This window comes from Halomonas sp. MMSF_3323, from assembly GCF_030733595.1.
GTDB classification, from domain to species: Bacteria; Pseudomonadota; Gammaproteobacteria; order Pseudomonadales; family Halomonadaceae; genus Halomonas; species Halomonas litopenaei.
The window spans coordinates 1-7340 of sequence record NZ_JASHIT010000074.1 but is presented as its reverse complement, the minus strand read 5'-3'; the positions used below and the strand labels follow the sequence as shown (position 1 = coordinate 7340).

The 7340-nt window shown below is 66.5% G+C and carries 8 protein-coding genes; 7 read left to right on the top strand and 1 reads right to left on the bottom strand.

The window, feature by feature from the left end:
* Both RBB39_RS22430 and RBB39_RS22425 read left to right on the top strand, forming a co-directional pair.
* On the top strand, positions 1-984 hold a 984-nt coding region (locus RBB39_RS22430; protein WP_306169427.1), incomplete at its 5' end, for a TRAP transporter substrate-binding protein.
* Between the two features lie 75 nt (positions 985-1059).
* The gene (locus tag RBB39_RS22425) at positions 1060-1719 is read left to right on the top strand and encodes a GntR family transcriptional regulator (protein ID WP_045992752.1); all 660 of its coding nucleotides are present in this window, start codon (positions 1060-1062) and stop codon (positions 1717-1719) included.
* Between the two features lie 121 nt (positions 1720-1840).
* On the opposite strand, the gene RBB39_RS22420 is transcribed toward RBB39_RS22425, so the two are convergent.
* Positions 1841-2665, bottom strand: coding sequence for an inositol monophosphatase family protein (locus RBB39_RS22420; protein WP_045992751.1), 825 nt, complete (start codon positions 2663-2665; stop codon positions 1841-1843).
* 243 nt (positions 2666-2908) lie between these two features.
* Between RBB39_RS22420 and RBB39_RS22415 the strand changes: the two genes are divergently transcribed.
* From RBB39_RS22415 to RBB39_RS22395, 5 genes are all read left to right on the top strand, one after another.
* Positions 2909-3763, top strand: coding sequence for an RNA methyltransferase (locus tag RBB39_RS22415; RefSeq protein WP_306169426.1), 855 nt, complete (start codon positions 2909-2911; stop codon positions 3761-3763).
* Positions 3764-3943: 180 nt separating this feature from the next.
* Positions 3944-4963 (top strand): serine O-acetyltransferase, encoded by a 1020-nt coding sequence (cysE, locus tag RBB39_RS22410; RefSeq protein ID WP_083970397.1) that lies wholly within the window; start codon positions 3944-3946, stop codon positions 4961-4963.
* A gap of 116 nt (positions 4964-5079) precedes the next feature.
* Complete coding sequence (locus RBB39_RS22405; protein ID WP_045992750.1) at positions 5080-5550, top strand: Rrf2 family transcriptional regulator; 471 nt, start codon at positions 5080-5082, stop codon at positions 5548-5550.
* A 41-nt stretch (positions 5551-5591) separates the two neighbouring features.
* Entirely contained in the window at positions 5592-6752 is a 1161-nt protein-coding gene (locus RBB39_RS22400; protein WP_045992749.1) for an aminotransferase class V-fold PLP-dependent enzyme, read from the top strand.
* A gap of 125 nt (positions 6753-6877) precedes the next feature.
* Positions 6878-7204, top strand: coding sequence for an iron-sulfur cluster assembly accessory protein (locus RBB39_RS22395; RefSeq protein ID WP_045992748.1), 327 nt, complete (start codon positions 6878-6880; stop codon positions 7202-7204).
* Positions 7205-7340: the final 136 nt, after the last annotated feature.

Below are 7340 nucleotides of genomic sequence, written 5' to 3'. Positions count from 1 at the left end.
CTGGCCATCGCCCTGACGACGGCCCTGGTGGCGGGGTTGCTCACCACGACCACGACCCAGGCGGCGGAAACCCTGCGTCTGGGCCACTACTTTCCCGCCGAGGACTTCCGCGGGCGTACCACCCAGTACCTGGCCGACCAGCTCGACCCGACACTGCTCGAAATCGACGTCTTCCCCTCGGAATCCCTGGTCAAGGGACGCGACGGTCTGATGGGCACGGCACGCGGCACCGTAGATCTGTACAGCCTGTTCGGCGGCTACGTGGTGGGGACCGTGGGCATGATGAAGATCTTCACCGTGCCGTTTCCGCCCGACTCCCTGGATGACGCCGACGTGCTGGCCTTCGCCAACGACCCGCGCGTGCTCGAACCGCTGGGCGAAGCCTTTGCCGCCTCCCAGGTCAAGCTGCTGGGGTTCATCAACTCCTCCGGGCAGACCACGCTGTTCCTGGCCGAGTCGATCGACGGGCTGGATCAACTCGAAGGTCGCAAGATCCGTGGCGTGGGCGGCTACACCGACCCGGCGCTCGAAGACCTTGGCGCCACCGTGGTGTTCATGAGTGCCGCCGAGCAGTTTCTGCAGCTTCAGACCGGCGGCGTCGATGGCGTGATTACCACCGATTCCTCCTACGTCAATCTCGGACTCTCCGAGGTCGCCCCGGTGGTGCTTGCGAGCTCGATGGTGCGCACGCCCTATCCGCTCATCATGAACCTGCGCAAGTACAATGGACTGAGCCAGGACGCTCGCGACGAACTCCATCGGGCGGTCGAGGCCACCATCGAGTGGTCGAGCGCCAACTTCACCGAGGAGTCCGAACGTCTTCGCCAGGCGGTCGATGAACAGGCCGAGACGGTGTACACCTTCAGCGAGGAGGATCTGGCGCTTGCCGACAGCCTTCGCGACAAGTACCTGTCGGCGTATATCGAGGAGTTCGGCGAGTCCGCCGGTGCACTGGTGGAGGTCTACCGCAGCTATCTCCAGTAATCTCGACCGCGGCATCCGGCAAGACGACGTCCGGGTGCCGCCCTCCGTCCACGTGTCTACTGCAGGGACCGCTCGATGGCATCGCCCACCAGGACCACCGAACACATTCGCCAGCAGCTGGAGGATCGCATCCTGCGGGGCAGCTATCCGCCCGGACACCGGCTGAACGAGCGCGACCTGGCCGCCGAGTTCGCGGTCTCTCGTACTCCCGTCCGCGAGGTCATTCGGATGCTCACCTCCGAGGGCCTGGTCGAACACCGGGCCAACCAGGGCGCCTTCGTCCGGCGCAATTCGCTCAAGGATATTCTCGACATGTTCGAGATGCTGGCGCTGCTGGAGTCCTCCGCCGCCAGGCTCGCCGCGCGTCAGAGCACCGCCGATGACATTCCCCCATTGCTGCAGGCGGCCCAGGAAACCATCGACACCGCGGCAATCACCGCCGAACGTTACACCAGCGCCAACAGGGCCTTCCACGAAGCGATCTATCGCCTGGCCGCCAACGAGACCCTGGCTGGCCAGATCACCGATATCCGACGCAAGATCGAGCCCTATCGCGGGCACATCCACCGCATCGCCGGCATGCGCAGCATGTCGGCCGAGGAGCATCTCGAAATCGTCTCGGCCATCGCCGACAAGCGTGAGGGAGCGGCGGCGGATGTGATGTTTCACCACCTGGACATGCAGCGAGCGGAGTTTTCCGGCTTCGTGTTCTCGCTGACCAAGGCGCTGGCCTAGCCCGCGCCATGGCGGCGACCAACGGCCGGCACCACAGACGACAACGCCCCCGCGGCCAGGCCGCGGGGGCGTTGCTGTGACGGCGTCACGATCACCGCTCGCTCGCGCGAGCGGTGCCGAATCAGTCCTCTTCGGGCTGACTGGGCGCCGTGTGCACGTGGGGCGCAAGCTGCTTGATCAGCGCCTTGAACAGGCGCGGGTTGGCGGCCATCAGGGCGCCTTCGATACGCACCGAGGGCTGGCCATCCGGTGTGCCGATCAGGGCACCGGACTCCTTGAGCAGCAGCGAACCGATGTCTAGGTCCTGCTCCTCGACTCCCAGCACGAAGGCGGCGTCGGCACGACCGGCGGCCAGACGGGCCATGTCGAGCAGGCCACAGGCGCTGGCTTGAAGCTGTTCGGCCTGGGGGCCGAGCTGCTGCACCAGGGTCAGGTAGGTCGGCAGAAAACGCGAGCGCAGGTAGGTATCGGGAAGCCCCAGCGACAGGCGGGCGCCAGCGGCGCTCTTGATCTTGGACACACGCAGACGCTTGCCATTGAGCTGGGCGCCACGGCCACGGCTGGCAAGGTATTCGTCATCGCTGAAGGGGCAGATCACCACCGCGTGCTCCGGACGGCCCTTGATCAGACATACCACGGACAGGGCGAACTCAGGGGACGCCACACTCAGGTTCGAGTAACCGTGGAAGGGTTCGATGCGCCACAGGATATCCGCGCCTTCGCCTTCACCGGCACGGTGGGGCGTGTAGCGACCGACGACCCCGTGCTGGGGATAACCGCGGGTCAGCTGGCGGGTAATCAGGGATTCGGCGTTGCGAGCGGTGTCCTCGAGTAGACGGTCGAGGTTGTGCTCGTCGTGGGCATTCTCGATTCGTTCGCGAATGCGCAGAAACTGTTCGCCGGCGCTGCGGGCAGCGCGCAGGGCGTACTGGACCATCGGATGCATGATCGGGCCTTGGGAGTCGGTGGTGTTAAAGAACGGAGTCGACGTGGGTAACTGACTCGGCGCGAATCCTAGCAGACCACGGGCATGAATGCCACGCACTTCGCCCCAGCGCGCATCTACCCATGCTAGACTGGCGCCCCTGGCGCTGCCGACCGGTCCGCCATCAGCGCCATTGCATCGGTCATTGAATGGACCACTGCACCAACCACCGCATCAACCCGCCGCGTCGTTACAGGATCTTCCATGCTCGAGCGCATTCGCATCGTTCTCATCGGCACCAGCCACCCCGGCAATATCGGCGCCACCGCCCGCGCCATGCACAATATGGGACTCGCCGATCTGGCCCTGGTGGCACCACGCTGCGAGGTCATCACCGCCGACAGTGTGTCCCGCGCCTCCGGGGCAGATGCCCTGGTCCACGACGCTCGGGTGGTCGACAGCCTCGAGCAGGCGGTCACCGACTGCACCCTGGTGGTGGGAGCCAGCGCGCGCTCGCGCACCCTGCCCTGGCCGATGATCACCCCGCGTGAGCTGGGCGAGCGTCTGCCCGCCGAGCTGGCCACGCCCGAGGCCCGCATCGCGCTGGTGTTCGGCCGCGAGGACAGCGGCCTGTCCAACGCCGAACTGCAACGCTGCCACGCCCACGTCCACATCCCCACCAATCCCGACTTCAGCTCGCTGAACCTGGCCGCGGCGGTGCAGGTGCTGGCCTACGAATGCCGCCTTGCCTGGCTGGCCCAGGCCCAGACCCAGACCCAGAACCAGAACCAGACCCAGCCAGGCCCGGCACAGGACGAAGAGGAAGAAGCGCAGCCACTGGCCAGCCACGAGGAGCTGGAGCACTATTTCGCTCATCTGGAACGCGCGCTGATCACCATCGGCTTCCACGACCCGGCGAAGCCTCGCCAATTGATGGCCAGGCTGCGCCGAGTGACCCTGCGCTCGCGCCCCGAACGCATGGAGCTCAACATCCTGCGTGGCATCCTCAGCGCCACCGAGAAGGCCGCAGGCGGCCAGGCGCTGGGCGCCCGCGCCAACGAGCCGGAATTACAGCGAGAACATGACACGCATCAGGGCCAGAAGCCGGCCCAGGACTAGCCCGAACCAACAGTAGAACCAACCGCAGGATCAGCGCCAGGCCGGCGGCTCTGGAGCGACACGGTGTCCACCTTCGAGCCGCTGAGCTGCCCCAGATCACTGACCTCGACAGGTGGCAGGCTTGAACGGCCCACCACCAGCCCCCACTATGATTCTCTTGACCGACTCAGGGACCGCCGCATGTTTCAACGCCTACGCGAAGACATCAACAGCGTATTTGCCAGGGATCCGGCGGCGCGCAACTTTCTTGAAGTCCTGACCAACTATCCTGGCCTTCACGCATTGCTGCTGCACCGGATCTCCCACCAGCTGTGGAAGCGCAATCTCAAATGGATCGCGCGCACCCTGTCGACGCTGGGCCGCTGGTTCACCGGCATCGAGATTCACCCCGGCGCCACCATCGGCCGGCGCTTCTTCATCGACCACGGCATGGGAGTGGTGATCGGCGAGACCACCATCGTCGGCGACGATGTCACCCTCTACCAGGGCGTGACCCTGGGCGGCACCAGCTGGAACAAGGGCAAGCGTCACCCGACCCTGGAGGACGGCGTGATCGTCGGCGCCGGCGCCAAGATTCTCGGCCCCTTCACCGTCGGTGCTGGCGCCAAGGTCGGCTCCAACGCGGTGGTCACCAAGGAAGTCCCGGCCGGCGCCACCGTGGTCGGCATCCCCGGCAAGATCGTCCAGCGCCGCGACCCGGACAGCGACCCGGGCCTCGAGGTCGACCCGGCCCGTCGCGAGGCGATGTGCCAGAAATTCGGCTTCGACGCCTACGGCATGAGCCAGGACATGCCCGACCCGGTGGCCAAGTCGATGCAGGCCATGCTCGACCATATGCACGCGGTGGATGAACGCATCAGCGGCATGTGCAAGACCCTGAGGCAACTGGACCACAGCTACCGCGACGGTCAGATGCCGGAAATTCGCGACGAGGACTTCGCCGAGATACTGGAAGACGTCGACCGCGCCTGTGCGCCGGTGATCGGGCGTGACGCCAACGCCGATATCCTGGGCTCCGACACCGCCACAGGCAACGAAAGCGCCAGCGGCAATGAAGACGTCGGGCCAGGCACCTCCGACCAAGGCACCTCCGACCCAGGCACCACCGACAAGGACAGTGCCGGCGGCAGCGAGACGGCCAATGACGCCGAGCACGGGGCCGAGCGGGAAGACGAGGCGACGACGGCACGGCGCCAATAGTTGACCACGACACTCGGTCTTTCCCATAATATCGCTTTGATCCAAGCGTCGTCGGCTACCGACCACGCCCACACTTTCCGGACCGCCGACCCATGTCGGCGTCGAGGGTTCGCCCCATGCGCCTGACCACCAAGGGACGCTACGCTGTCACCGCCATGCTCGACATGGCGGTCAACGCCGACCAGGGCCCGATCTGCCTGGCCGACATCGCCCGGCGTCAGCAGATCTCGCTGTCCTACCTCGAGCAGCTGTTCGCCCGCCTGCGGCGCGCCGGCCTGGTCGACAGCGTGCGCGGGCCAGGCGGTGGCTACCTGCTGGCGGAGCCGGCAGCGTCCATCTCGGTGGCCCGGGTCATCGATGCGGTCAAGGAGTCGGTGGACACCACCCGCTGTGGCGGTCTGTCCGACTGCCAGAAGGGCGACACCTGCCTGACCCATCACCTGTGGTTCGAGCTGTCCGAGCGCATCCAGGACTTCCTCGACGGCGTCACCCTGGGCGAGCTGGCCGAGCGCCAGGAGATCGCCGAGATCGCCGGGCGTCAGCGCCGTCGCCAGCACAACGACGACATTGTGACCTCGGCGCCCTGAGCTAGACTTTCGCCCCTCTGCCCGCCAACGATGACATCGCCATGACTTCACCCGTCTATCTCGACTACGCCGCTACCACCCCGGTCGACCCCCGTGTCGCCGAGGTCATGAGTCGGCATCTGACCCTCGAGGGCACCTTCGCCAACCCGGCGTCGCGCAGCCATATGCCCGGCTGGCTGGCCGAGCAGGCGGTGGAAAACGGCCGGCGCCAGGTCGCCGACCTGATCAATGCCGACCCGCGAGAGATCGTCTGGACCAGCGGCGCCACCGAGGCGGACAATCTGGCCATTACCGGCTTCCTCAGGGCCAACCGCGACAAGGGCCGCCACCTGGTCACCTCCATCATCGAGCACAAGGCGGTCATCGATACCGCCAAGGCGGCAGAGCGAGAGGGCTTTGACGTCACCTGGCTGACGCCCCAGGCCGACGGAAGCGTCAGCCCTGGCCAGCTGGCCGAGGCCATGCGCCCCGACACCGTGCTGGTATCGCTGATGGCGGTGAACAACGAACTCGGCACCATCAATGACATCGCCGCCTTGGCCGAGGTGGCCCATGACCACGGCGCCATGATCCACGTCGACGCGGCCCAGGCGGTGGGCCGCATCGACCTCGACGTGGGGCGAAGCAAGGTCGACATGATGTCGCTGTCCGGCCACAAGGCCTACGGCCCCAAGGGCATCGGCGCGCTCTATGTGCGGCGTAGCCCCGATCTTCGTCTCGAGGCGCTGATCCACGGCGGCGGCCACGAACGCAGCATGCGTTCCGGCACCCTGGCGACCCACCAGATCGCCGGCATGGGCGAGGCCTTCGCGCTGGCGGCGAACGAAGGCGAGGCCGATCAGGCACGTATCCAGAGCCTGCGGGATCGCCTGCTCGAGGCCATCGCCGATCTCGACGGCGTGCACTGCAACACCCGCCTCGAGGCCTCGGTGCCCAACATCATCAACCTCGGCTTCGAGGGCGTCGACGGCGAGTCGCTGCTGATGGCGCTGCGCGACATCGCCCTGTCGACCGGGTCGGCGTGCAACTCGGCCAGCGTCGAACCGTCCTACGTGCTCCAGGGCATCGGGGTGCCGCGCCGCCTGGCGCTGGCCTCGCTGCGCCTGAGCATCGGACGCTTCACCAGCGAAGACGACATCGACCGCGCAGGCCAGGCCCTGCGCACCGCGCTGATTGGCCTGCGCCAGCGCGCCATGCCGTGAGGCCTGAGCCCCGCGCCATGCCTTGAGACATGCCTTGAGAACATCACCCTTCGACAGGCAGCGCACGACAGAGACAGTTTCGGTGACTGCCGCCCAGGCGGCAGCGCCCGACCCAGGAGAATGATATGGCACACCTGAAGATCACCCCCGCCGCGGCCGACCAGATCCGCCGCGTGCTCGACGAGCGAGGCCAGGGGCTTGGACTGCGGGTCTCGGTCAAGCCCAGCGGCTGCTCCGGCTACAGCTACGTCCTCGACTTCGCCGACGACGTCCAGGCCGACGATGCCCTGTTCGAGGAACACGACGCTCGGGTCTATGTCGCCCCGGAAGCGCTCGAGATGCTCGACGGCAGCGAGGTCGACTACGTCAACGAGGGGCTGAACCGGTTCTTCCGCTTCAACAATCCCAACGTCAAGGACGAGTGCGGCTGTGGCGAGAGCTTTACCGTCTGAATTCGCCGTGATCGCGACAGGACTCGCTGGCGCCGCGACGAACAATTGTGTTCAAGGCGCCACGAGGACGCTATAATCTGCGCTCTTCGGCGCAACACGCCGCATCGCTTCGTTTTCCCGCGTCGCGCCGCCCCGG